Source organism: Leptospira biflexa serovar Patoc strain 'Patoc 1 (Paris)', assembly GCF_000017685.1.
In the GTDB taxonomy this organism is placed as follows: Bacteria; Spirochaetota; Leptospiria; order Leptospirales; family Leptospiraceae; genus Leptospira_A; species Leptospira_A biflexa.
Window position 1 is genome coordinate 2,591,512 of sequence record NC_010602.1, and the last position, 25,989, is coordinate 2,617,500.

The 25,989-nt window shown below is 36.6% G+C and carries 22 protein-coding genes (1 of these 22 only partly in view); 15 read left to right on the forward strand and 7 right to left on the reverse strand.

The window, feature by feature from the left end; translation table 11 throughout:
• The first annotated feature begins 102 nt into the window (after positions 1-102).
• Positions 103-1,335 carry an adenylate/guanylate cyclase domain-containing protein gene (locus tag LEPBI_RS12355; protein WP_041769879.1) on the forward strand — a complete coding sequence of 411 codons (1,233 nt, stop codon included), beginning with the start codon at positions 103-105 and terminating at the stop codon, positions 1,333-1,335.
• A 112-nt stretch (positions 1,336-1,447) separates the two neighbouring features.
• Here LEPBI_RS12355 and LEPBI_RS12360 read toward each other — a convergent pair whose 3' ends face one another.
• Positions 1,448-2,470 (reverse strand): hypothetical protein, encoded by a 1,023-nt coding sequence (locus LEPBI_RS12360; protein ID WP_012389455.1) that lies wholly within the window; start codon positions 2,468-2,470, stop codon positions 1,448-1,450.
• A 331-nt stretch (positions 2,471-2,801) separates the two neighbouring features.
• Here LEPBI_RS12360 and LEPBI_RS12365 point away from each other — a divergent pair, with 331 nt between their 5' ends.
• The 4 genes from LEPBI_RS12365 to LEPBI_RS12380 all read left to right on the forward strand — a co-directional run bounded on the left by LEPBI_RS12365 (position 2,802) and on the right by LEPBI_RS12380 (position 5,484).
• Entirely contained in the window at positions 2,802-3,365 is a 564-nt protein-coding gene (locus LEPBI_RS12365; RefSeq protein ID WP_012476367.1) for a hypothetical protein, read from the forward strand.
• Between the two features lie 108 nt (positions 3,366-3,473).
• A complete protein-coding gene (locus LEPBI_RS12370; protein WP_012389457.1) occupies positions 3,474-3,902 on the forward strand; it encodes an LIC11213 family lipoprotein in 429 nt (142 codons plus the stop codon).
• Positions 3,899-4,453 carry a YceI family protein gene (locus LEPBI_RS12375; protein ID WP_012476368.1) on the forward strand — a complete coding sequence of 185 codons (555 nt, stop codon included), beginning with the start codon at positions 3,899-3,901 and terminating at the stop codon, positions 4,451-4,453. The genes LEPBI_RS12370 and LEPBI_RS12375 overlap by 4 nt, the downstream gene beginning before the upstream one ends.
• Positions 4,450-5,484 carry a DUF5777 family beta-barrel protein gene (locus LEPBI_RS12380; RefSeq protein WP_012389459.1) on the forward strand — a complete coding sequence of 345 codons (1,035 nt, stop codon included), beginning with the start codon at positions 4,450-4,452 and terminating at the stop codon, positions 5,482-5,484. Before LEPBI_RS12375 ends, LEPBI_RS12380 begins: the two co-directional genes overlap by 4 nt.
• 80 nt (positions 5,485-5,564) lie before the next feature.
• Here the strand turns inward: LEPBI_RS12380 and LEPBI_RS12385 are convergent, their stop codons facing one another.
• The 3 genes from LEPBI_RS12385 to LEPBI_RS12395 form a co-directional block, all read right to left on the reverse strand.
• On the reverse strand, positions 5,565-6,578 hold the full coding sequence (locus LEPBI_RS12385; protein ID WP_012389460.1) for a hypothetical protein: 1,014 nt from the start codon (positions 6,576-6,578) through the stop codon (positions 5,565-5,567).
• Between the two features lie 207 nt (positions 6,579-6,785).
• Entirely contained in the window at positions 6,786-7,553 is a 768-nt protein-coding gene (locus tag LEPBI_RS12390; RefSeq protein ID WP_012389461.1) for a response regulator transcription factor, read from the reverse strand.
• Position 7,554: 1 nt separating this feature from the next.
• Positions 7,555-9,492, reverse strand: coding sequence for a sensor histidine kinase (locus LEPBI_RS12395; RefSeq protein WP_012389462.1), 1,938 nt, complete (start codon positions 9,490-9,492; stop codon positions 7,555-7,557).
• A gap of 118 nt (positions 9,493-9,610) precedes the next feature.
• On the opposite strand from LEPBI_RS12395, the gene LEPBI_RS12400 reads away from it, so the two are divergent.
• Positions 9,611-11,050 carry a lactonase family protein gene (locus LEPBI_RS12400; RefSeq protein ID WP_012389463.1) on the forward strand — a complete coding sequence of 480 codons (1,440 nt, stop codon included), beginning with the start codon at positions 9,611-9,613 and terminating at the stop codon, positions 11,048-11,050.
• Positions 11,051-11,229: 179 nt separating this feature from the next.
• Here the strand turns inward: LEPBI_RS12400 and LEPBI_RS12405 are convergent, their stop codons facing one another.
• Positions 11,230-11,997 (reverse strand): hypothetical protein, encoded by a 768-nt coding sequence (locus LEPBI_RS12405; RefSeq protein WP_012389464.1) that lies wholly within the window; start codon positions 11,995-11,997, stop codon positions 11,230-11,232.
• A 183-nt stretch (positions 11,998-12,180) separates the two neighbouring features.
• Here LEPBI_RS12405 and LEPBI_RS19145 point away from each other — a divergent pair, with 183 nt between their 5' ends.
• From LEPBI_RS19145 to LEPBI_RS12450, 9 genes are all read left to right on the forward strand, one after another.
• Entirely contained in the window at positions 12,181-12,327 is a 147-nt protein-coding gene (locus LEPBI_RS19145; RefSeq protein WP_167530800.1) for a hypothetical protein, read from the forward strand.
• A 243-nt stretch (positions 12,328-12,570) separates the two neighbouring features.
• Positions 12,571-13,686 (forward strand): cyclic nucleotide-binding domain-containing protein, encoded by a 1,116-nt coding sequence (locus LEPBI_RS12415; protein ID WP_226992774.1) that lies wholly within the window; start codon positions 12,571-12,573, stop codon positions 13,684-13,686.
• Positions 13,687-13,734: 48 nt separating this feature from the next.
• Positions 13,735-14,850: a patatin-like phospholipase family protein gene (locus LEPBI_RS12420; RefSeq protein WP_226992775.1), complete on the forward strand. Its 1,116-nt coding sequence runs from the start codon at positions 13,735-13,737 to the stop codon at positions 14,848-14,850.
• A gap of 96 nt (positions 14,851-14,946) precedes the next feature.
• Positions 14,947-16,641 carry an FG-GAP repeat protein gene (locus LEPBI_RS12425; protein WP_012389467.1) on the forward strand — a complete coding sequence of 565 codons (1,695 nt, stop codon included), beginning with the start codon at positions 14,947-14,949 and terminating at the stop codon, positions 16,639-16,641.
• Complete coding sequence (locus tag LEPBI_RS12430; protein ID WP_012389468.1) at positions 16,642-17,106, forward strand: AgmX/PglI C-terminal domain-containing protein; 465 nt, start codon at positions 16,642-16,644, stop codon at positions 17,104-17,106.
• Positions 17,107-17,439: 333 nt separating this feature from the next.
• Positions 17,440-17,709, forward strand: coding sequence for a hypothetical protein (locus tag LEPBI_RS12435; protein WP_012389469.1), 270 nt, complete (start codon positions 17,440-17,442; stop codon positions 17,707-17,709).
• Positions 17,710-17,983: 274 nt separating this feature from the next.
• Complete coding sequence (locus tag LEPBI_RS12440) at positions 17,984-21,181, forward strand: adenylate/guanylate cyclase domain-containing protein (RefSeq protein ID WP_226992777.1); 3,198 nt, start codon at positions 17,984-17,986, stop codon at positions 21,179-21,181.
• A complete protein-coding gene (locus tag LEPBI_RS12445) occupies positions 21,174-21,812 on the forward strand; it encodes a response regulator transcription factor (protein ID WP_012389471.1) in 639 nt (212 codons plus the stop codon). The genes LEPBI_RS12440 and LEPBI_RS12445 overlap by 8 nt, the downstream gene beginning before the upstream one ends.
• Entirely contained in the window at positions 21,809-23,758 is a 1,950-nt protein-coding gene (locus tag LEPBI_RS12450) for a 7TM-DISM domain-containing protein (RefSeq protein WP_012389472.1), read from the forward strand. The genes LEPBI_RS12445 and LEPBI_RS12450 overlap by 4 nt, the downstream gene beginning before the upstream one ends.
• Positions 23,759-24,816: 1,058 nt before the next feature.
• Here LEPBI_RS12450 and LEPBI_RS12455 read toward each other — a convergent pair.
• Entirely contained in the window at positions 24,817-25,764 is a 948-nt protein-coding gene (locus LEPBI_RS12455; RefSeq protein WP_012476370.1) for a hypothetical protein, read from the reverse strand.
• A 1-nt stretch (position 25,765) separates the two neighbouring features.
• Positions 25,766-25,989 carry the 3' end of an AAA family ATPase gene (locus LEPBI_RS12460; protein WP_012389475.1) on the reverse strand. Its footprint extends 862 nt past the window's final position, so 224 of the gene's 1,086 nt are visible here — the last part of the coding sequence; its start codon lies beyond the right edge, outside the window; it ends in the stop codon at positions 25,766-25,768.

Here is a 25,989-nt window from a genome sequence, read left to right on the forward strand (position 1 = left end):
TCCCCTTCTATCATGACGATTGTGTATTACAAACCATAGAGAAACCAATTCAAGGGGTCTGGGTCTGTTAACGGGAAAAATCCTAATTTTTTGGTTAAATAAATGAAACATTCGTTAGTTGATGAAATCCTAATCGCAAGGGAGATGAAAAATGAAAAAACTGTAGCGCTTGTCCGATTTGCATTATTTTCAATTACCTCCATAATGGATTTTGTATCGTATCTTGGATGGATCAGTTATACAATTGTCACACCAAGTTTGATCACAGTTGGACTTGATTTGACGTTTCTCGTTTTTGCCAGTATCGTATTAATTTTTGTAAATTTTTTACCTTATAAACCATATTTAAAATTTTTCACAATTGCATTCGATTATTTCATCATAGGGCTTATGATGTTTTTAGATCCAACGATCATCAAAGCAAATGGTCTGATTTACTTTATCGCAATGACAAGCGCCATTTTTATTTTCCAACTCAATTTATTAAGGCATTCTAAAACGGGAACCATATACGGCGCAATCCTAGCTTTTATATATTTTATGGTAGTTTCAGTTGGTTTAGGTGATGGATATCCCTTTGATTTGATTCCCATGATTTTTGGTTTGGGAATGTTGTTAGCCATTGGTTATGTGACTACCGTATCGAATATTGAAATGGTAAAAGAAGCCAATACAAAACAAATGATGGAAAGATTCCTTCCTTCACAGTTAGTAGGTGAGTTCTATAAAAACAAAGTACAACTAGAACCTGGAGGCGAAAACAAAGAAGTCACTATTCTTTTTTCAGATATCCGTGCATTTACAAAATTTTCAGAACAAAGGTCAGCTGAAGAAGTTGTTACATTTTTAAATGACTATTTGTCTCGCATGACTGATGTGATCTTCAAATTCAACGGTACGATAGATAAATTTATCGGTGATGCGATCATGACTATATTTGGTGCTCCATTCAAAAGAGATGACGATGCTCTCCGCGCCGTTAAAACTGCAGTTGCCATGATGCGTGAAATAGAATCGTTAAATCAGAAACAAAAATGTCCTGAAGACAAAATACATGTAGGAATCGGAATCCATACAGGAGAAGCAATTGTTGGCAATATTGGATCGGAACGAAGGTTGGATTATACTGTCATTGGTGACAATGTAAACTTAGCCTCAAGGATCGAAGGGTTAACAAAACATTATAATTGCCCAATCTTAATTTCTGAAGTGACTTACAAACAAGTAGTCGGCAAATATTCAACCGAAGATGGTTTTGAAATCAGAGAAATTGACCAAGTCATTGTCAAAGGAAAATCGAAACCAATCACAGTGTGTGAAGTAGTTTGTTTGTGAATTAGTTATCCATATTCACTCAATTACAAACAAATTTCCAAGAAGTATTAATAGTTTTTTTTAAATTTTTTAAAAAGATATCCTATTAACACAGCTGGAATTTTCAATTCATTTATTCTAACCTAATCTTCCCAGATAAAAACTGGTCACTATAGTTGCCTGTATCAGTTTCATAAAATACGAAACTTTTTACATCCACACACATATAATCCAGACCTTCTGATGTCAAGTTAGTAGAAAGAGAGCTAATTCCTTCAAGGAGAGGTGGGCCTTGAGGATTTCCATTCGGATACTCAAAATATTTTGGAAACAATGCATAATTGATAAAACTGGGAGGAGAATATCCAAAGATATCAAAATACAGATAAGTTAAATTTCCTCCATGTTTGAATTTAGCTTTGAATTCCAATTGACCTGCAACATATTCAGCTACAATACAATGTTTGTCACAATCTCCAATGGATGCTGGAATTTGAGGAACTCCTATACAATCTCGATTATGGTAATAGTTTACTTCTTTCGAAGAGGAACCAAATTCATTTCTTGCAACTAGTATTAGTTTTAGTTTTAAATTGGAACGATGGATAAAACTAAACCAAATTGTTCCTCCCACGTTTGGATTGGCAGGAGTGAAGGTTTTAAAACTTATTGCATTCAATACAGTTCCGTCCGGTTCCAATTTCATATCTCGTTTCCCGAAATATGCAGTAACCGTTGTTTGGTCATGTATCGGAAGTTGGAAACTAATGTTATTAACTAGTATTTTACCATAAATTCCGTATTGGTCATCAATTTGTGGTGCATTGTTCACGTGTGTTTGAGGGTCATTTAGGATCGGAGCATTCAGGGGTTGGCCCGGATTGGCCGGTGGACCCACAACGGGCGGGATCGGAGGTAACAATTCCCCCTCTGGCTGAGCTGTTTCGGAGTTTGTTGGTGTTTGATTTGAAGATGCCAAACCCAATAAACCAAGGGTATTGGTTGGGTCTGATTTTTGTTCTTCCTGTGCACAATTAAGAAACAATAGCGATGGAAAAAGGATAAGCAACAAGCAGAAAGAAATAATTCTCTTATTCATTGAATTATTTTTCCGGGAATAGAACATTTTATTTGTTAATAAATTTTCCTTAAACATAAGGGACTCACCTAACTACAGATTCAATTCCTATCTGGAATCATATACATTCTAATAGATTTAATTATTCTTGTCGTCCTGGGACGGGAATCCGGAGTCCTATAATTTTTTTCCTCCTTTATAGGATAACGAAGAACAAAAGTTAACCAAATATTAATTGTAGTTAGCTGCTTTATAAGCAATTTCCATTGTCAACACATTCACTACAAAAAATATACAGTTTTGAATTTGAAATATTTTTCCTTCCTGAATCCCGTCCCAGGACGACAACTTTCAATCGTTAGAGTAACATCACTCCATAGAAATATTTGTTCTTTGTGTGGAGGAAAACTTGAAAACAAATAGAAAATCAAAACATATAACAGCTGCAAAACTATGTTTAATTTTGTTCACGTCGATGTTTAGTTTAATTTTGGTGAATTGTTCTAAGGAAAAAAAAGATGATATGACAAGCCTGCTACTTGCACCGCTTCTGTATGCATCATACCCTGTAATTCCTGATTTACCAGAACCGACATTAAATTCGGTGAATTTGACTATCGGTGATACTGCGTTTACAAAGACAATCGGTGCCTGTAGAGGTAATTTTGGCGTTGATGACACTATAAGGATTCCAGGTAACGATTTAACTTTGCCAGCGTTCTTTATTAACCGCGTTGATTTTACAAAAACAAACAATATCTCATTAACTGCAGCGGGTACCTTTATATTGAATGTAATGGTGCAAGGTGGTGGGTATGATCCAGTTGCTACCTGTCCGGTGAAAATAATGGAAAATTCAAATACGATTTATGATATTCAGGTACAAAACTGCCCTGTTGATCAAATCCAAGCTCCAGTGACTCCAGCGACCAATCTTATCTCGTTCCGAGTTCGTTGTACGAAAGGTCTTTAAAAACAAAACAGAAAGTTTTTCCAAAATTGCATTTTGGAAAATTAGAAAATTAGCTCCAATGCATCGACTTCGATGTATTGGGTATAGAAAAAAAATAAAGGTAGTTTTATGTCAAAAATTCAAATGTTTAAACCAATTGTACTAGTTATCCTTCTTACTCTTTCTTTTTTCGTAAGTTGCAAAAACGAAAAGAGTTCTGACAAAGAAGGTGTACTACAGTATTATGCTTTGTTACTAGGATCAAGTGCACCACTTGCGGAAATTACTGATGCAGATTGTACAGACCCTGCGCCAACATTCGCATCACTTGGTCAAGCGGGAACAACAGCTACTTGTTCCAATTGTCATAACGCAGGTAATGCAAATGCAGGTTTTGACATCACTTCTTACAATAGCACTAGAAATAGGATTACGGTTGGAAACCCAAAGGGGAGTTTATTATTTAATAAAATCAATTCAGGATCCATGCGAATTTATAATACGAATGCAATCAATAAAGCAATCTATTGTTGGACACTAAAAGGTGGGAACCCCTGAATCTCTTTCATAAGAAGATTTTTTTTCTTCTTTTTTGGATATTAACAACCAATTTATTTGCAGACACAAAAACCAAATCACTGGTGGTGAAAGTTGCTAAGATTCACTTTTTAAGTGAGGCACCCCAAGAAACGATTCGAGGAAACATAACAAATGTTTCCGGGTCTGCAAATATGGTTTCAAAGAAGGTATCCATTCAAATCGAGATGAAGTACATAAATGTTCCGAATCGATTGATGAATCGTCATATGCATGAGAACTATCTAGAATCGGAACAGTATCCAACTTCAATCTTCAATGGTGTGATTACAACCTGGGATATTCAATCTAAGGTAGTTGAAATTGAAGGGGATCTCACTCTCCACGGAGTCACTAAAAAGAATTTTAAAATCCATGGAAGTATTGAAACACGTGAAAAAGATTTTTTGATCCGATCAAATTTTCAAATTCTTCTAACTGATTTTAAAATCGAAATACCACATTTAGTGATCTTAAAACTAAACGATACGATCCAAATCGAATCAGAAATTTTATGGAAATACCAAGAATGAATCAACTTTTTTATCGTTTTATTCTCTCACTCATTATACTATTGTTAGTCTCCCCCATTGACTCCCAAGAATTTAGAAAAACTGCTTTTTTAGGTACTAGTTTGATTCATATGCCTAGTACGGAAGACGTTGGCAAAAACGGAATTGATTTTCGAATCAACCACCGCTTCGGAGATGCAAAGTCCACTTCTTATGATTTTCTTGGGTTGGACCAAGGAGCTAATACGCAACTTTCTTTGGACTACGGAATTACAGATCGTATATCAGTTGGGCTAGCAAGAACCTCTTTTCAAAAAACATATGAAGCGAGATCAAAGGTTCGTTTGTTGACCCAAGATTCTGATTTTCCTTTGACGATTAGTTTTTTTGGTGCCTTTGGCCAAGAAACTTCCAAACAAGAACAATTTTTTGGACCCTACCTTCGGCCTTCGACAGGAAATCCATCTTTGGATTCCAATCTTGAAAAACGATTCAATACTTATGAATTGAGTGATTCGGATCGCCAGAGCACTCTTTCTTCTATTTTGATTTCGAGAAGATTCAATGACTTTCTTTCCATTCAAGTATCTCCCATGTTTGTTCATAGAAATTACGTAAAAGAACATCTGTCTAACGATCGAACAGGTTTGGATGTATCCTTTCGTCTTCATTTATTTAAGCGAGTGGATTTTACGTTTGCTGCAATCTTTACTCCCAAAAGAGATTACGTAGGTGATTCATACAGAAGCGAAGATCGGAAAACAAAGATTGGTGGCGAGGAATATTCCGTATCAGAAGTGAATGATTTGATCGCAAGAGGAAAGGCTGTAGATGCTTTTGTAAACAACGTAATACTGTCGAAACCTGTAGAATATACATCTGTACCATTCAGTACGGGAATCGATTTTGAAACGGGTGGGCATGTCTTTCAGTTTTTTGTGACTAACAGTCGTTCCCTTGCTCACACCCAACTCCTGCGTGGTGCTGATTACAACTACGATAAAAAAGAATGGACAATCGGTTTTAACATTCACCGATATTTTTCTTTATAAAAAGATTCCAAGTCGACATCGGAAAAAACACCATTGGAGTTTTACTCCTTTAGTATTGAATTCCGATGCTTTAATCCCGATTATTCGAACCGAGCGCTTTTTTCTAAATAAAAAATATGAAAATTGCCATTTTCGTCTTCGATGAATACATCACTTCTTAATAATATACAAGAATATTCATTCACTATAGGATTTAGCGTTGATGAAAACGAAAAAATTCCGTCAGGCAATGGAAGTCCATTCGCTGGATCCCATAGATAAAGGAATTCATCGTAGCCAAATGGATATGCGGTATGTGAAACTCCTGAGAGAGATATATTAGCAAAAGTGACACCTGGACCATGTTTGTATTTTGTTGTAAAATTCCATTGTCCGGCTACTTTCGTAACTTCAATACAATGATCGTTGCAATTACCATAAGTAGTGGGAGCAAGAGCCACTCCACCGCAGTCCCGGATGTGACTAAAATCGATTTCTTTCGAAGACGAACCAAATTCATTCCTTGCTACTAGAATTAGTTTTTGTTTTTGATTGGAACGGTGGATAAAACTAAACCAAACAGTTCCTCCCTGATTTGGATTGGCAGGAGTGAAGGTTCTAAAATCTGTTGCATTCACAACAGTTCCGTCAGGTTCCAATCTCAAATTTCGCTTCCCAATATAGGCTGTAATCGTTGTTTGGTCATGGACTGGTAGTTGGAAACTAATTTGATCAATTAGAATTTTACCATAAAGTCCATATTGGTCTTCAGCTTGTGGTGCATTGTTCACTTGTGTTTGAGGGTCATTTAGGATCGGAGCATTCAGAGGTTGGCCAGGATTGGCAGGTGGACCCACAACGGGTGGGATCGGAGGTAACAATCCTCCCTCTGGCTGACCTGTGTCTGAATTTGATGAGTTTTGATTTCCAGATGCCAAACCCAATAAACCAAGGGTATTGGTTTGCTTTGATTTTTGTTCTTCTTTTGCACAATTGAGAAACAATAACGAAACAAATAGAATAAGGTAGAAAAATGTTAAATAAAACATATGTTCCAAACTTTTATTTTTTTGAAAGGGGAACGAACGGCTAACGTGATCCATTGCCTTAAACATGAGTGAGTCTCCTGAACAACATGATAGAATTCGATTTACCATCGAATCTGAATGATTCTAATCTGTTTTGGAGTTTCTGTCTTCCTGGGACGGGAATCAGGAGAGGAATTTAATTTTTTTTAATTTGGAATAAGATTTTCTCTATTTCGTAAGTAACAATGTAAGAAATAATCTTACAGTAATGAATTCATAAAAAACTAATTTCTGTTATGTGGTTTCTGAGATTGAATTTTTTTGCCTGAATTCTGATGCCGTAATTTTTAATTCTTTTTTGAAGGCTTCGTAAAAACTGGAAAGTGATTTGTAACCAACTTCAAAACCAATGTCACTTACATTTTTTTCTGGATATTTGAGCAAAAGTACTTTTGCCTCTTTGATCCGATAACTATGTAAAAAGGAGTTAAATGTTGTTTGTTTTTTACCATTTAAAAATTCAGATAGTTGCCTCGGGTGTAACTCCAATTCTTCGGCGAGAACTTCGAGAGTTAAATCCTCATTTAAATATATTTTTTCTATCTCCATTAAGTGCAATAGCCGATTTTGAACTCGATCCAAATCCACTTGTAATAATCGGGATTTCACATTTTTTTGTTGGTCACCTCCTTTTTGGTAGGTGATCGCAAAAAGAGAATGTCTTTCCAATGCTAACCGCAATCGTTCTTCCGAAATAGGCTTCGGGATAAAATCAATTACACCATATTCGAATGCACGAATGGCGTTATCAGTATTTGCTGAAACGACAATCGTATTCGTAAAAATTGTAGGAATTCTCTCTAATATATCAAAACCATCGAATCCAAAAATATTAAGATCTAAAAAAAGTAAATCGATTGGTGAGGATTTTAATTCTTTATCCGCTTCATCGATAGAGGTTACATGTTTGATTTCTTTTATTGAAGATTCCAAAACTATATTTAATAATTTCGTAAGAAATTTTGCGTGAACTGGCTCATCTTCTAATATTAAAATTTTCATTTTATAGAGTTTGGATTTGAATGATAACCCGATATCCTTTTTTAGATTTTCCATGTAGCAAAGACCACTTGCCAGAATAAGATTCCTCTAACCGAAGTCTTACATATTCTAATCCAGTACCTGATCCATGTCTCACAACGTTCTCTTTTTCGACCTTACAATGGTTATATACAATAAAACAATAAACCGAGAATAAATTCCCATCTTTTTTGACGTTTTTTTTGAGGATTACAAAGCTTAACCTTGCTTTTATGGAATCCTCATGAGTAAACGCATTTTCTATGAGCGTATGGAAAATTAGCGGAGGAATTACTTCCGTTGGATTGATCCCAATTGTTTTAAATCGATAATCTTTTTCCATTCGCATTTTCATGACTCCTATATGGTATTTGCATAATGCGATTTCATCACCAATTGGAATCAGTTGTTTAGAAGCAACTTTTAAGATAATATGAAGTTCTCCTACAAGGGAATCTAAAATTTGTTCCGATTTTTGCGGACTTTCGGAAACCCAATACCGAATCGCCGAAAGTGAATTCATAAGAAAATGAGGTTGGATCGTTTTTTTGTATAACTCTAATTCCATCCTCTTGGATTGAATATTTGCATGATAAATTTTATCTTTTAATAGTACTGATTGCTCAAGTTCTAACTTTTGTTTTTCGATTGTAACATGTAGTTTTGAATGGTTTTTCGAAAGGAAAAAAGATTGCGAAAAGAACAATACAAAATTCCCGATAGGCGCATATACTTCAGTTTTAATAATATTTTTTTCGAATAGTATATCGTTTAGTATCGTAAGAAATAAAAAAAGGAATCCAAACAAAAACCCTGATGCACTTTCTCTTTTATGAATCACTGCTTTGAATAAGATCCAAAAAATATAAATACAACAAAATAACATAGAAATTTCAGCCGGCAAAAGTGTTTTTTCTATCCATGTTGATTCCGAAAATAACACAAAAACTGAGAAACTAAAAAAAATAAATTGGAATAGATTTAAAGGAATTTTATTGATTTCATTGGTGAAAACTTTTCCTATAAAACTAAGTAAAAATGGAAAAGTTAAATAAATTGAAATAAAAAAAATCTTAATTAACCATCTCCATTCGAAATCAGGAAACAAAATCATTAAAAAAAATTCACCACTCGTAAATTGGTAAATCATACTAGAAAAAGAATAGAGAGAGAAATAAAGAAGACTTAGATCTTTTTTCCGCAAAAGAAAAAGAGTAAAATGGTATAAAGAAATAACAAACAAACTCGCAATCAAAAAAATATCCAATGCAACACGTGTTTGTTTTGTACGGAGCATCGTTTCTTCGGTTCCAAACTCTATACTTTGGCGAAAACCTGCATTTAAGGATTTAAAGTTTGCAACATGGATGATGATTTCAATCGTTTTGGCAGTAGGTGTGAAAAATACAATTTTTGGTAACCAATACTCTTTCGTATTTTCTTCATTAGTTCCAACAATTCCATTTTCTGAGATCACTGAGCCATTTAAGAACATTCTATAAGTTGTAAACGAATGGGGAATATAAAAAGATAGTTTTTGATTGACTAAATGATTTGGAAGAGTTAAGAGCATCCGAAAAGTGCCATAACTTTTTGCATCATACTCCTTCTCCTCATATTTGATCTCATTCCAAAACCCAGGAATTGAAACGATTCCTCTTTCAATTTGTGAATTCGAAGTTCTAAAATCACCTGAACTTAGAAATTTTTGGTAATAAAAATCCCATTCTCCATCGAGCTTAATGGAAGTTTGGTTTAAGACGAAAGTTTCAGGCAGAATTAATTTTCCATTTTTTACTTTCAATATACTATTGATAGTTGATTCATTGTTACACGAAAAGATTGTTAGTATGACAATTGCAGCCGAAACGTGGCTTAATGCACTACGGGAAATCCTTCTTAAGAGCAGGTTATGATTCATTTATCTTCCATAAAAATATAAAAACGGAAAACTAACTCCGGATTCCCGTCCTAGGAAGACAGGTTCCTCAATTTGAATTAGAATTCAGTATTCAGTATTCAGTATTCAGGAATTTGTCGTGAAGAATCAATCCATAATTGTCAATATATTTATTATAATTTCTTATTTGATTTTAAATCTGTTTTGTGCTCCAACAAAATTAAACTCAACTTGTGATCCAGAGAGCAAAAGTTTTGCGATTACCGCATTACTAGAATTTGGTTCAAATGACGGATCATTTTTATGCCCTATATTTTCTGGTTTAAGCCCACTTCGGTTTCATTATGGCACCGATTTTTTAATTATACAACAGAATGAAACGATCAATCCAATTACTCCATTTTCATCTGAACCCATTGTTCATTGCGAATCGAATCCCACTCTTCCTCAAGGATTAATTTTAGCTGAGTCAAATTGTACGATTTCGGGAACTTCACTCATAGGAATTGATTCAACTAAATATTTCATCACTGCAAAAAGTAGTAACAAACAAACAACTATCCCATTGGTCATCAAATCTTTGTTTATTCCTAAGTATGCTTATGTTGCAAACGTAGGATCGAATTTAATCAATTCCTATTCAATCAATGCGAATACTGGTGTATTAAATAATACAGGTTTTGTGGCAGCGGGAGGAGGACCAGAATCGATGGCGATCAGTCCTAACCAAAGGTTTTTGACTGTCGCAAATCGAAACACGAACAATCTCAGTCAATTTTCAATCAACCAAACCAATGGAAACTTAACTTTAGTCGAAACGGTACCGAGCGGTGGGAGTACTCCAGTTTCAATCGTCTACCATCCCAAAAAGGATTTACTTTATGTAAGTAACTCTTATAACTATTCTACTTTTTCTGTTAATCCACTGACCGGGAATTTATTGTTGGTGAATACAGTGGCGCATACAGATGCATCAAGTGGAATTATAGTCGAACCATTTGGAAATTTTTTATATAGAGCCAATTACAGTGGTAATGCCATTGAGTCTTATCCGATTGATAGCAGTACAGGTTTTTTGAGCCAAAACCCAATTCAGTCGATCGGTAGTGGATTCCGACCAAGAAGATTGGCATTCCATGCCAATGGAAGAACTTTATATGTGGCTTACGATACTGATAGTAATCTTTCGACCTATCAAATTGACTCAAATACAGGGTTCATGAGTTCAGTCTTCCCTTTAATACCCACCACAGGTAATGTTTCTGGCGCCATAACGACAGATCCCACTGGACGGTTTTTGTACATGGCGAACCGAGATACGAATGTTATTTCTATGTTTGCAACAAGCCCCGAGACAGGTGAGTTGTTTCCATTTTCTCCAACTACGATCCCTACAGGGACTGGACCCTTGGGGATCACTGTGGATCCCTCAGGCAAATTTTTATATAATACGAATATTAATTCTGATACCGCGGGAATATTTACAATCAATCAATCGAATGGAATTTTAACATCAAACGGAACTGTCGGAACCAGTACATCTCCAGCGGTAATTTTAACTTCAGGAACGAATCCTTAATCAATAAGGTAAAAATGATTGGTATTAAGATGAAGTGAACATACCTATGACAAACATTCGATCGATTCCAATTCTCCTTAAAAGATTTTGTATGAAGAGTATTTAATCAAGGTTTTCTCTTTCAAAAATCTATGGGTTCGACAATTTGTTTTGCCGAACCCTTACAAATTTTACAAATTTTATCTTGTACCCTCGTTCATAATTTCGCTATGATTTTTGTTCAATCCAGCTGCTGTTAAGGACGGTGCGCGTACGTGACCCGCATACTGCGTGTAAGTCGTTTGCCCACTGACAAAGGATGTTTGGCACTTATCAAGTCCACCAGCACGATTGTATCCACAAGAAGAGTGGAATGCAACTGCATAGTCATCAGCACCTGGCAAAATAAACGAAGAACCAAATCGAGTTTTATACCCTGGGACATGATTCACTAGAACGGAAGCTGTTAAGTTGTGATTGTATGCACCGCGAGCTGTTGTCACGACAAGTGATCGATCCATTGCGTTTCCAGATCCACCAACTAAATTTGCTAATTCAGAACCGCCAGAAGCAGCCGCTAAAGCAGTTACCTTTGTGATATTGAATCCTTTTGAAGTGATTGTATCACCTAGATTTGCTAACCAATATTCAATCGCATAACATCCTGCTGAATGACAAACCACCTTACACGTATTTGTTCCTTTACAATAATTCGTAAGGCCAGTTGCAATATTGGTTTGGGCTCTCGCCGTTCCATATGTCCTTGGATCAGTACTTCCGTCGTAGCCAATAAAAACCTTGGAACCTGAAACCGCATTGGCGTTTGTTCCCCAATAGCTGTTTACATCGGTAGTTCCGACACCGTCGTGGTTTTTACTGGATTTCCCGTGGATGAACACGGTGAATGTTTCGGCACTTATGCTAGTTGCAAATAGCATGGCCAAGATTAGGTTGATTGTCATTTTCATCTGATACTCCTTTTCAAGTAGCACCACGCTTACAATTTTGCCCAATTCGTGTCAAATATTATTACAAATGCCATATTTATCTCTGTTAAACATATAAATAACATATAAAAACCAGCATTTCCGTGGATTCCCTCAGGGTTTGTCGCGAAAATCAGGAATAAAAAGGAGGCTACTGTAAGCAGAATGATCCAAACGACTTCACTGAAAAAACTGGATGTGTTTTGTTTTTCTCGGAATTTCGGAATCAATAAAGATATTGTTTCCATCTTTGCAAGCGAATGGTATCTGATTCCAATTCCTTGGATTCCCAAAATTGCACTCCTAACTTGAATCAGGTGAATTTTCCAAAAAGGAATCACAAATGCACAACCCACTCTCCCAAATCAGTCAAATCACAATGGCTTCTTCCTCTCTCCTTTCACTTTGATTGAACTTACATTTTTCCAATTTTTTAAAAAAAAATAGATTCGCCATGAAACTACCCAGTCTCGCATGATCCTCATTGGATTCCGTTGATTCATTTCTCAATTTAACATGGGGAATTTATCGCCGAACAACCGTTATCATGCAATTATGTTCTCTAAGCCAACATCCCTAGCGATTAAAGAAATCATCACAGGAACTGATTTATTCCTGAACCTCTCACCTGAAACAAAAGAACACCTAGCAAAGTCGTTCGTTAAAGTCAAAGTTCCCAAGAACAAGGTTGTGATCAAACAAGGAGAACACGGGGATGCACTCTATCTTGTGGCAACCGGAAGTTTTAGCGTTTATGTAACAACAGACGGAAAAAAAGAGAAAGTGGGTGAAATCAAACCTGGCAGTTGTTTTGGCGAAGGTGCTCTTGTGACAGACGAACCAAGGAACGCCACTGTGATCTCAGAGCAGATAGGAACCGTCTACAGAATTGGTCGTGAAGAATTCAAAAAAGCCTTCAAAGATCGTTCGGAAGAACTAAAGGCTTTCGTTAAACTGATCAGTCGTAGGTCACGTGCTTTGCATCGTAGTGTGTTTCGTCCTGAACCGAGGCGTATCAAAGAACTCATTTCGACAGTTTCCCTTTTTAGTGGCGTGGGTGCAAAACTCATCTCTGAGCTTGAACCTCAAATGGAATGGATCTTTTTACCTGGTGGAGAAACTCTCATGCGCCAAGGCGACAAAGCCGACGGAATGTATGTTGTCGTCAATGGTAGTCTTGTGTATGAAGTGAGAAATCTTGAGAACACCATTGTCTCTACTGGTTCTTTTTCCAAAGGTGATATCATTGGTGAAATCGCCCTTCTCACTGGGGAACCGCGGACCGCCACAGTTGTTGCAACACTCTCCTGTGAGATAGTGAAAATCAGCACAGCTGCATTTGAAGCCGTTTTCTCCAAACATCCACCCAGCATGTATGCGATTACCAAACTGATCGCAGAACGATTCTCAAACGATCGGATGGGCAAACGAATGCCCAAACAAGCAAGGAGTATCATTACACTCTTCCCTTTACAGAAAGATCTTTCTGCTCGTAATTTTGCTCAAAACCTTTCACAAGCTTTAAAAAAATTTGGACGCACCGCAATCATCGAAAGTCGCGATTTTAAAAAACGCCTTGGCAATCGAGAATATGCCGTTTCAGACTTACTCGAATCACTGTATCAAATGCAGGATTCCCATGAATTCCTAATCCTTTGCCCTGACTTTTAGGACAAACTTTGGACAGAAACAATTCTACACCATACCAATCGCATTTTGTTGTTAAGTGAGGCGCATAGAACTGGTGGACTTACCGCAGAAGAAATCCGTTTTCTAGGCGATTCAGAAGAAGTCCTTGGTCCAACCCGCGAACTTGTTTTACTTTATTCTGATCCAAATGAAAAACCAGCCAATACCGCAAACCTAACACGAATCAGAAAAACAGATTCAGTCAGGCATATCCGCACATATAGTAATCATGGATTTGAAAGTCTAACTCGCTTCATTACAGGACGTTCCATAGGATTCGCATTAGGCGGTGGTGGTGCAAAAGGCCTTGCCCATATCGGACTTCTAAAAGCCATGCAGGAAGAAAACATACCCATCGACATGATTGGAGGCACAAGTGCAGGTGCCCTTATGGCAAGTATTTATGCAATGGGTTATCATGCTCCCGAATTAGAACGTGTCGCGAAAGCTCTTATGAGCGACAAAAAAACTTTGAATGACTATACGATACCAACGGTCTCTCTCATTCGAGGTAAAAAGTTCAACACTGTAATCAAAAATTTTGTTGGGAATCGAATGATCGAAGATCTATGGTTACCGTATTTTGCTGTAGCCACGAGCCTCACTAAATCCCAAAAAGTGATCTTCGATCGTGGACCTGTATGGAAAGCATTACGTGCATCGGCATCGATTCCAGGAATCTTACCACCGTTCTACGAAAAAAACGAACTGCTTGTTGATGGAGCCATGCTCGATAACATTCCAGGAGCTGTGATGCGCGAGAAGGGAGCCGATTTTGTGATCTCTGTGGCGCTCTCTTCGGAAGGTGATTCCACTGCAGATGAAGTCTTCAGTGCCATCTATGAAGAAAATAATTCGGGGGCCTTACCTTCAGCACTTCGAATGTTATTCAAACGAATCATTGGCAAAACACAAAAACAAAAAGACGTCCCAAACCTTTTGAGTTTACTCATGCGTGCTACTTTTGTTGCCTCAGATGCGGCAAAAGCCAAAGCGAAGGCTGAATCAGATATTTTTGCTGAATTGCCAGTAGAGCAATATGGTCTTTTCGATTGGAAAAAATTCCACGAACTGGTAGAGATTGGATATAATTATGGGAAGGCCAATGCCAAAAGTTGGAAAAAACAACTGGGGATAAGGGGTTAGTGACCATTTTCTAGAAACTAGGAAAAAAAACTTGCATGACTTGGTTCCATTTCAAAAATTTTAGTAACAAATGTTAATCATTTTAATCCAAAAGAAATGAATTCAAAGCAATTCACAAAAATGACAAAATTCAAACTACACTTGGTTTCGGTACCAAGCATCTTGGCTCTGTTCACAATATTTATGTCTATCAATTGCCAGCGATTAACATTGAATCATCCCTGTGATCCGAAATCCGATAGTTATCTCTCGACCTTACTTTTATCCTCTGCCGCGCAAGGTCCCGTGCCGTATTGTGGCTTCCGCATCCAAACTCCTATCAAACTTTGGGAAAGCCAAGCGTATCTAAAAGCACCTAATGCCGATCCTTCGGATCAATTTGGAACTGCAGTTGGCATATCTGGAGATACGATTGTTGTTGGAGCCATCGGTGAAGCAAGTAACGAAACTACAATTACGAATGGAGAAAGTGCCAGTAGCGATAACTCTTTGGGTTTAGCGGGTGCCGTTTATGTATTCCAAAGGACTGGATCCACTTGGAGCCAACAAGCATATATCAAAGCACCCAATGCCGAAGCAAGTGACCAATTCGGTGTCAGCGTCGCGATTGATGGAGACACGATTGTCGTTGGTGCCAATTTGGAAGATAGTAATCAAACGACCATTACCAATGGTCCTACGGCAAGCGGGGACAACTCGGTGTCTAATTCCGGTGCAGTTTATGTATTCAAAAGGTCGGGTTCCACTTGGGCCCAAGAGGCTTATCTCAAACCATCTAACGCAGAAGCTAGTGATCAGTTTGGATTTCCTGTAGCGATCTCTGGTGATACGATTGTTGTGGGATCTTATTTGGAGGACAGTAACCAAACATCCATTACAAATGGTCCTACGGCAAGCGGGGACAACTCGTCTACTGACTCTGGGGCCATCTATGTATTCCAAAGATCGGGTTCCACCTGGTCCCAACAGGCCTACATCAAACCTTCTAATGTAGAAACCCAAGATTTTTTCGGAAAAGGATTAGCCATTTCAGGCGACACCATTGTGGCAGGTGCCAATTTCGAAGATAGCAATCAGATCACCATTACAAATGGCGGAATCGCAAGTAGCAATAACGGAGCTCTCAATGCTGGCGCCGCATATGTATTCCAAAGGTCTGGTTCCACTTGGGTTGAACAGGCCTATCTCAAAGCGCCCAATGCAGAAGCTGGGGATCAATTTGGCGAGGATGTTGCTATCTCAAAAGATACAATCGTTGTCAGTGCTTTTGCCGAAGCAAGCAATCAGATCACAATCACTAACGGGCAAACTGCGAGTTCAGATAACTCCTCAACCAATGCAGGTGCGGCATATGTTTTCAAGAGGACGGGTTCTACCTGGACCCAGGAAGCTTATCTCAAAGCACCAAACGCAAAAGCAGACGAATATTTCGGCGTTTCATTAGCCATTGAAGGAGATACGATTGCTGTCGGTACTATTTTTGAAGATAGCGGCCAGAGGACAGTTACAAATGGACAAACGATAAACATCGATAATTCTGCACCTCGGTCTGGCGCAATCTTTGTTTATGGAAGGACAGGATCCAATTGGGCCTTGAATGCATATCTCAAAGCACCAAATGCTGATACGGATGACCGACTTGGAAATGTAATTGCGCTTTCTTTAGATACAATCGTTGTTGGAGTACCCCAAGAGGATAGCAATCAAACTACAATTACGAATGGGCCAACAGCAAGTTCGGATAACTCTTCTGTATCTTCCGGTGCCGCCTCTGTCTTTATTAGAAAATAAATGAAAAAAACCATTCCATTCCAAAAAGAAATCCTTCTCGTTACGGTAACAACCCTTCTATGGACCGTAGTATATCTCCTTTTCCTACGTCCAATCTCCCAAAATGATTCCCGTTCTCGAACACCAAACCAAGTAGATGCACGAGGTCTCACTTCTTATCATAAACGAGAAGTGAATCTAACCATCACCAAACACAAAAATAAGATTCAAAATTGTTATCTTGAATATTTAAAAACTAAACCCTCACTAGAGGAAGGCAAAATTCAGTTTGATTGGCAGATAGAACCAGACGGAGATCCAACCAAAATAGAACTCATTCATTCTGATTTCTCCTCAAACATTCTAACCGAATGCATTCAAAATGAAATTGGTTCCTGGGAATTTCCACCACCAACCGAAAGATCACATAACACGTATGTAGATTATACCTTTCATTTCAAAAAAGAAGTAACGGTTTCCAATTAGAAAATATAGTTATCTTTATCTCCCGGTCGGCCCATCAAATCAATCGCAGGGCACGGTCCTCTAACTAAATTTTGTGAATTTGGGCGTTCCCAATTTGATTGGAGTATTGGAAATAGAATCTGGAAGGGTCGGGCTCTTTCGGGGTGCGCTCTCGCTTCCGTCCTTCGGACCAAGCCCTCCAGATCCCTTACGCGGGAAAGTAGACCTAATTTCACCCGAAACGATCCTCTGGATCTCGGTGTTGGTGTGTAACTGCTTTGAAGTTAAAATGAGAGACCAGAAGAGAATTGATTTAATTTTGGGGGAATGGAATTATAACGATCAAACCTAATTATGCCCCTTAGCGAAATTCAATTAAAACTCATCCAAGAATCCAAAGGCATTCTTGTTCGAAACCTTCACCTCACCACAGAGGAAGCAATCGAAGTCATTTCCAATGCCATTAAACGTGAGTTAGTTGTAAGAAAAATAACCATGGAAGTTTTGGAAATCAGTTCTCTATCCGTAAGAACATCCTTTGTTCGCGCAGTTGTCAAAAATGTCCAAGACCAAGTGATGAAAAATCCAAAATGGAAATCCAACAAATGTGGAAAGGTACATTGAAAAGTTTTACCAAACACTTTACAAAATTGTAAATCCTGACCCAGACTGAAATCGCAATTCCTCATTTCGCGCGATTGATCTTCTAGAAATTCCTTCCTATTTTCAATTATATATATCCATCAACTCAGTTACTTTACCCCCCTGAACAGGGGGTAAAGATTCGTGAATTATAAATTGACAAAACTAAAAAATTTTAAACCTTAACATCCTTATCAAAATGATGTTATCAAAACTTATCAATAAATTACCATCGGGCAAGTCAGGTTTGCAATGTTTGCAATACATCTCTAAACTTTATATATTACTTTTTTTTATGGGTTGGATAACGATAGAATCGCAAACGAATGTCGTTGAAGATTCGATTCCGCAACTTAACAATGATAATATTATATCTCCCAAAGCCATAAAAGGAGTTTTAGATCTGAAAGAATGGGATTTTGCAAAACAGGGAAGTATCGAGCTGAGTGGGGAATGGGAATTTTTTTGGAAAGAAATACGTGACCCACAGAATATGAAAGACATCAAGATAGCTACAGCAAGTGAAACGAGGGAAGAACTCTCAGATAAAAAATATTTTAATGTACCAAACGCTTGGAACGGATCAATCGTAAACAACGAATCCATAGGATCAGATGGATTTGCGACTTTTCGTTTGAAAGTTTTACTTCCAGAATCTTCTAAACCTTTGGGTTTTCATATTTATGATGGCCAAGGTTCCGCCTATACGATGTACATGAATGATAAGTTAGTTGCAAAAAATGGCTCTCCTTCCTCAGAACAAAATTTAGAAAAAGCAATCTATATACCCCAATACGGAGTCATAGAAAATTACGAAACAAATTCAATTCTTGTCACAATGATTGTTTCTAATCATATCCATCAAAAAGGGGGATTCCAAACACCTGTTACCCTAGATATCGCAGAAAAAATCATTGCAAAAAAAAATATGAATACATTTCTTCAAATATTTTTGTTTGGTGTACTTCTAATTATTGCTCTGTATCATTTTTCTCTGTTTATCTATAGGAAAAAGGATAAATCCGCTCTTTGGTTTGGACTACTTTGTCTAGTGATGGTTTTGCGACTTGTATGCACGGGTGAAAGGTTGTTTATGCAAATGTTTCCAGACCTTCCTTTTTCTTTGTTACTAAGAATGGAGTATTTTGGATTTTATGCACTTGTGCCTCCGTTTTTTCTGTTTTTAAATTCACTTTTCCCTTTAGAATTCACAACGATAGTTCGAAAAACATTTATCATTTTACCAAGTGTTTTTATAGCAATAGTTCTATTAACACCGATTAAAGTATTTACTTCAACTTTATTTGTTTTTCATTTAATTGTTATATTTGCGATGGTTTATATCACCTTCGTTTTGTTGAAAGCTGTTCGTTTAAAACGTAAAGGAGCGAAACTAATTTTACTTGGATTTTTTGCTTATTTTTTTGCGGGATTGAACGACTTAATTTTCCATAATTTTTTAATTGGATTTGGCTTAATTCTACCTTTTGGTTTGTTCTTTTTTATTTTTGCCCAAGCGGGTGCCCTCGCTCATAGAATAGGAGATGCATTCAATACGAGCGAAGAATTATCAAGTGAACTAGAAGAGAAAGTTAACATCCGAACCAAGGATCTGGAATCCAAAAAACAAGAAATTCTAGAACTCAACCATTTTACTCATGAAATAAATTCACAGGTAGATTTAGACTCGATTCTGGAAGAACTCAGTTCTCTTCTATTTAATAAATATGGAATATTAGGATCTTGGCTTTTGTTACCAAACGAAAGCAAGGAATTTCTTTCAGTGAGTAGGTTTAGATTTTTTGCTAGTGTGGATGATCATGTTAAAGAATATTTGAACCATAAAATCATTCCTATAAAAGAAGAAGGAGGTTTTATTTACAAAGTATATAAAAGGGGAAAAACTTTCTATTTAAATAAAATACCAAAATTTAAATATCAAATCGATAAAGAAATTGCAGAAAATGTTGGGTTTGATTCTTTTTTACTCGTTCCTTTGATGAGGAATAGCCAATGTATTGGATTGCTAAGTTTTACGAATTTTAAGGATTCCATGAACCTTGATAAGGATGATATAACCAAAATATCAAATATCTGTTCACAAATTTCTGGAGCGATTGATAATAATCATCTAATCGCATTGGTTCAAAAGGAAAAAGAAATAGCCAACAATGCTAAATTAGAATCTGAAAAGCAAAAAAAAATCACCGAACAACTAAATCTGCTTATTAAAAGTTTAAATGAAGATTTAAATTTAAATACGATTATGAAAAAAGTTTCCGAATATATTAGATCCAATTATAATATCGAATATCATGGGCTATCGACATTAGATCATCTAGGAGAGAATCTTATTTATGCCCATTCCCTTATGCCAGATTTTGTCTCCCATAAAGAAAGAGAAGTTATAGAAAAACTAAAAATCCCATTAAAAGAGAGTCTAGGAACTCATGCAATAGCCTTTAAATACAATAGACCGATCTTTGCACAAAGGATAAAACAATCAGCTTTATCGCCAGAGGAAGAGATTATACATAAAATTTTAAAGTTTGAGTCTATACTCGTTATCCCATTGATTCTTCAGAATAAGCCGATTGGTTATATTAATCTTTACAATGTTGGCAAAATTTTTATAAACAAAGAGCAGATAACATACTTATCAATATTAGGTGAACAGTTGGCTGGAATTGTTTATAGTTCCAAACTTTACAAGGAAGTGGAAAAAGAAAAATCTAAATCGGATAAATTGCTCCTCAACATTCTTCCGTCTTCTGTTGCAAACGAGTTGAAAGAAACCAATCAGGTTAAGCCTCAGTATTTCGAATCTGTCTCAGTACTTTTTACAGATTTTGTGGGATTTACAAAAATTTCAGAAAATCTATCTCCGGAAGAGTTAGTTCAGGAATTAGATGGTTGTTTCAGTCAGTTCGATGAAATTTCCAATCATTTCAATTTGGAAAAATTAAAAACGATTGGTGATGCTTATATGTGTGCGGGAGGTCTTCCCATTTCCAATCGCTCTCATCCAATTGATGTCTGTTTGGCGGCATTAGAATTTCGATCCTTTATGCTCCAGATGAGTGAGATAAAAAAAGCTTTGGGTCTTCCATTCTGGGAATTGCGAATTGGGATTCATTCAGGACCTGTGACAGCAGGTGTTATCGGTAATAATAAATTTACTTACGATATTTGGGGAGATACAGTCAACACAGCAAGCCGTATGGAATCTTCGGGCAAACCTGGAAAAATAAATATATCTGGCGAAACCTATAACAAGATCAAAGATTTTTTTGATTGCGAATACCGGGGAAAGATCGAGGCTAAAGGTAAGGGCGAAGTGGATATGTATTTTCTTTTAAAGATCAAAAAAGAATTTTCCCTAGACGAAGATGGATTGGTTCCAAACCAAGACTTGCTCAACCACTCAAAAGACCTAGTTGGAATCAATGGATAGAAAAAAATCCATCACTGTTGGTATTTTAGAAAATGATGAATTTTTTTTAAATGAAGTCAAAGAACGACTCAAATCTATACCGGAAATTGATTCTGTATTAACCTGGGAATCTGCAGAAAATTTTTTTAAAGATCCGGCTATCGAATCTTTAGATATCTTATTTTTAGACATTATGCTTTCTGGAATGACTGGAATCGATGTGGTTGGAAAAATGAATGAGTCTGGATCCAAGATCAAAGTAATTATGCTTACCAATATGAGTTCTGATGAAATGATTTTTAATTCTATTAAAAATGGGGCACTTGGATATATTTTGAAATCTGATATCGGAAGGATTCGGGAAATTATCGAAGTTGTAAAAGGTGGTGGGGCAACCATTACACCAACGATTGCCCTTCGGGTGTTTTCAAGTTTTCGCAAGGTAAAAACAAACGAGGAAGAATCCTTGACTGATCGCGAAACTCAAATTTTGCAATTACTAGTAAAAGGAAAAAAGATATCTTCTATAGCCGAATTACTTTTGTTAAGCGAACATACTGTCCACGGGTATGTAAAATCAATCTATAAAAAACTTATGGTACACAACCGAGTAGAGCTCACACTCAAAGCACAAAAGCTTTCCCTTCTATGAAAGGGAATGTATGGGCCTTTCTACTCGGAGTTTGTTTATTTCTCAGTTTTTGTAAAGAAAGCACTACATTAAAGTCGGATCAAATTCCAATTCAAAATCAAGCCTACATTGACTTATCTAAAATACCGAATTTTGAAATTCATTCTGTGGAAGGATATTGGGAATTTTATTGGATGTCACTCCTTGGACCAACATTCTCCTCACCTAAAAGCGATTTTTCAGATGAGGTGAGAATACCAACAAACTTTCGTTATCCAGAGAAAAATCCAGATTTGATTGTGAATCAGTTTCGCCCTTGGACAAAATTCAACACTGGAAAAAATCAATTTTCTCCTTATGGATATGCTACCTACAGAACAATCATAAAAGTTCCCGAGAAGAATATGTATCTTTCCATTTTTTATCCTCACCTATTTAGTTCGTCGAGGATTTGGATCAACGGAACTGAGATGGCCCACGTAGGATTTGTATCCGAAGATTTAGACAAAATAAAGTCTTCTCGGAAAGATACAAGGTTTAGTTTTTATTCTAATTCAGAATTTATTGAAATTGTTTTGCAAATTGCAAATGTCAGTTCCGTCCAAGGGGGACCACGCGGAAAGTTCCTCATTGGAACAAATGAAGGAATCAACAAACACTATATCAAAAATGTAATTTTTGACGCTGTCATCTTTGGATTGATATTTGGATCCATGATTTATCACTTTTTTATCTATTTACTAAACAGAGACAATAAACCATTTATTTTCTTTTCTTTTGTATGTTTTACTTTTTTGCTTCGGTTGCCTTTTCACAACACTAAACTTTATGAATTTTTTATTTCGGAGATTGATTGGGATACACAAAGACTTTTCCTTCATTTCGTGAATGTAATATCTTTACTTTCCGTCATGTATTTTCTTAACAGTCTCTTCCCAAAACGAATCAGTCCCTATCTTTTTTTATTTTTTTGGTTAGGTGCGATTGTTTCAACATTAATCGCATTGATAAGTCCAAAATTATTAGCTATCGCAAATATCTATTATGCGGTAATTTATTTACCCATCTTTATCATACAAGCTACGTACTTTGTGTTTTTTAAACTGCCGGAGAGAAGATCCTTTTTTCTTATGGCGATCAGCTTGCTTGGTCTTGGATCTTTTTGTCTGTTCGCAATTATCTTAAATTTGTTTGGAATTGAAGGTGGAATTTTTCTCATTATTGGTTTTCTATTGTTTGTTCTTTTTCAAGCACTTGCACTGAGCCGATTTTTTACTATTGCCTTGGAAAATCGTTCTAAACTTAAATTAGAATTATTGCAGGAAAAACAAAAGGCTCTTTCACAACAAAGAGAAGAATTGCAGCTCCTAATGCATGATAGTTTAGGTAGTGAATTGACAGACGTTCATGTATATTTAGAAAATCATTTGGAACTAAAAGAACAACAGTTGCCAAAAAATTTTATCAATGGTATCTACAATCGAACCAGTCAAATGATTCGTTCCCTACGAAATCATTTACTTTTTATTGAAGATCTGAATTTGACATATACGAATCTTTTTGTGGGATTAAATATAACAATACTGAGGCGATATTCGGACGTTGGACGTGAAGTAGAGTTTAACATTCCTGAGTTTTTGCTTGGTAATATTTTTCAGGAAAAAATTAATTCGATCCAAGGGGATTTACCGATAAATTTGTTTTATCTTTTCAATGAAATCTGCACCAATGATTTAAAATATGGAATCAATGAATCGAATTGGACGATTTCATATTTGGAATCTACAATTTCAATCTCACAAACGAATCAATCAAAAATAAATCATACCAACTTAAATATTCTACCAAAGGCAGCCAAGTTAAGGGTCAATAAGCTCAATGGTAAAATCAGTGCTTTCATCCAAGATGGTTTTTTTCATTTGAATATTGAGTTACCCTTTCCGTTTGTTGAGAAGTTTCAAACCTAATGGCAATCCAACTACCGTAAGTTGTAATTTATATTTGTAGGTGGTATCATTTGTTCATTTTTCCAAGGCACTTTCTGTGAACACCAGTAGAATATTTTCTTGGATATTCCTCATAAAATAAATTCGCCAATAAGCAGACTTCATTCCCCCCAAACATAAAAAAAGCAACAGAATGCTTTCCTGACTCCTGCCAGCTGAACATCCTGTTCAGACTGGCGAGCTTCGCAATCCTGCTCCGCCTCCGTCAGAAAGACATTCTGACTTGGGTGCCAGATTGAATTTACGAATTGTTTCCAGACACAAAAAAAGCCTTACATCTTTCGACATAAGGCCTCTCTTTTCTTTTACTCTTCTTCAACTCTATACGACAAAGGTTCCATCCTCTTTACCCCATCCACGATTGATTCTCATCAACCCCGATGAGGGAAAGCCGGCGGAGCAAAAAGCAGCACTGCTGCGACTGCGAGCTTTGCACTCGAAGCGTGAGCCTCGGGCTGTAGCTTCGAAGTGCTTCGGCGCTGACCGCCAAACAGAACAAAGTAAAACAAACAACGCTATAATCTATACTTGCATGTTAAGCACATGCAAATTGTAATATGGTCAAGCCGATCGAGCGATTAGTATCACTTGGCTGAATCCATTACTGAACTTACACCTGTGACCTATCAACCAGGTCGTCTGCCTGGACTCTTCAGGGAGATCTTATCTTCAGGTGGGCTTCCCACTTATATGCTTTCAGCGGTTATCCCGACCGAACGTAGCTACTCTGCCATGCCACTGGTGTGACAACAGATGCACAGTGTCCCTTCGGGCCAGACGAGTTTTGGCTAATCGCCAAACTCGCATTCTCGCTCCCTATGGGTCGCTGCGAATGGTTCGACCAACCCGGTCCTCTGACTTGATTTTAAAGATAATGGCGTTTCCCTCACCACTTTGCATACAAAGTGGTGAGGGATCGGGCTCTCCCTCGACGAGGGCGCTCGGTCGATCCCTAACGCAGGGGAGCAATAGCTTGTTACTGTTGAAATTTCCTTATAAATAAATTTGATTTTTTTTTCTTAAAAACCCATTCCGCTTTTATTTCCAATGTATCCAATATAAATTTTTCGATTTTCTGGATCTGGGAAAAAATATAGCCTAACTTCATCCTTTCCTATACTCCATTTTAGATGATAACTAAAAACTCTGATAATGCCATCTGGACACAAAAAACTTCTTTTATCCAAAGTTTTTCTAATTCTTTCTGGTGAATCTGGAGAACATTCGATCCCTAAATTTTTAAAATCGAACCAACCATCTAACCAACTAGATACTTTTGCGTTAAGACGAATCAACTTTTTAAGCAAATTATTGAATCTCATATCACCAACAGAAATTCTAGATAGTTGTTCTTTAGCATTTTCACAAAAAAATAATTGAGGAAAGAATTTCGAAATTTTATGAATGAAATATTCCATAGACTCAATCTCTTTTTTTAAAGCCAAGTAAATCTTCGTTTCTATGTCAAATTGCTGAATTGAATTAGGCGAATAAATATTCTGTATAGTTTCATTTGAAGCTACTTCATCACCATTATATACTCGAATTGCAAATATGACTCTTTCCCAGTACTTTTGAAAAACGAATCCGATAGTAATCGATTGCGATAAATAAGCACCGAAAATACCCAATGAAATATTATGTGATTTGTCTTCAAGCTCAACTTCAACCTTAGTATCAATGAATTCCGATACTATTTCTTCCCTTTCCTCATCGATAAATGGTTTAACAGAAACACCTAATAAGAGAGTTCGTAAATCATCACCTCTACCCTCATAAATCCAGTTTTTTATAGAATATCCCTCGGAAATAAATATTTCATCTAATCCCGTTGGAAATCGAATCTTTGTGAACCCATATTTGGAAGAAGATTGAAACGTCTTTATAAATTGAATCATCCCTTCGTCAATTTTATCCTTTAAAATAACGCTATTCCCTAAAGATAGTTCGTTGAAATAAACATCCATATCAAATCAACTTTAGTAGCTGGTTATTCCACTCATCTAAAAAATTCTTAGGATAATTACTCAAATTTCCTTCATTATCAACTTTAATATTTGTTATTTCAGAATATTGTTCTGACTCATAATCTATTCTATTAAAAAACAGGACATTAACATCCCTATGATTAACCTTTTTTTCTTTAACGGACACCCTGATACCGTTGATTATATGATCACTATGTGTCTCTA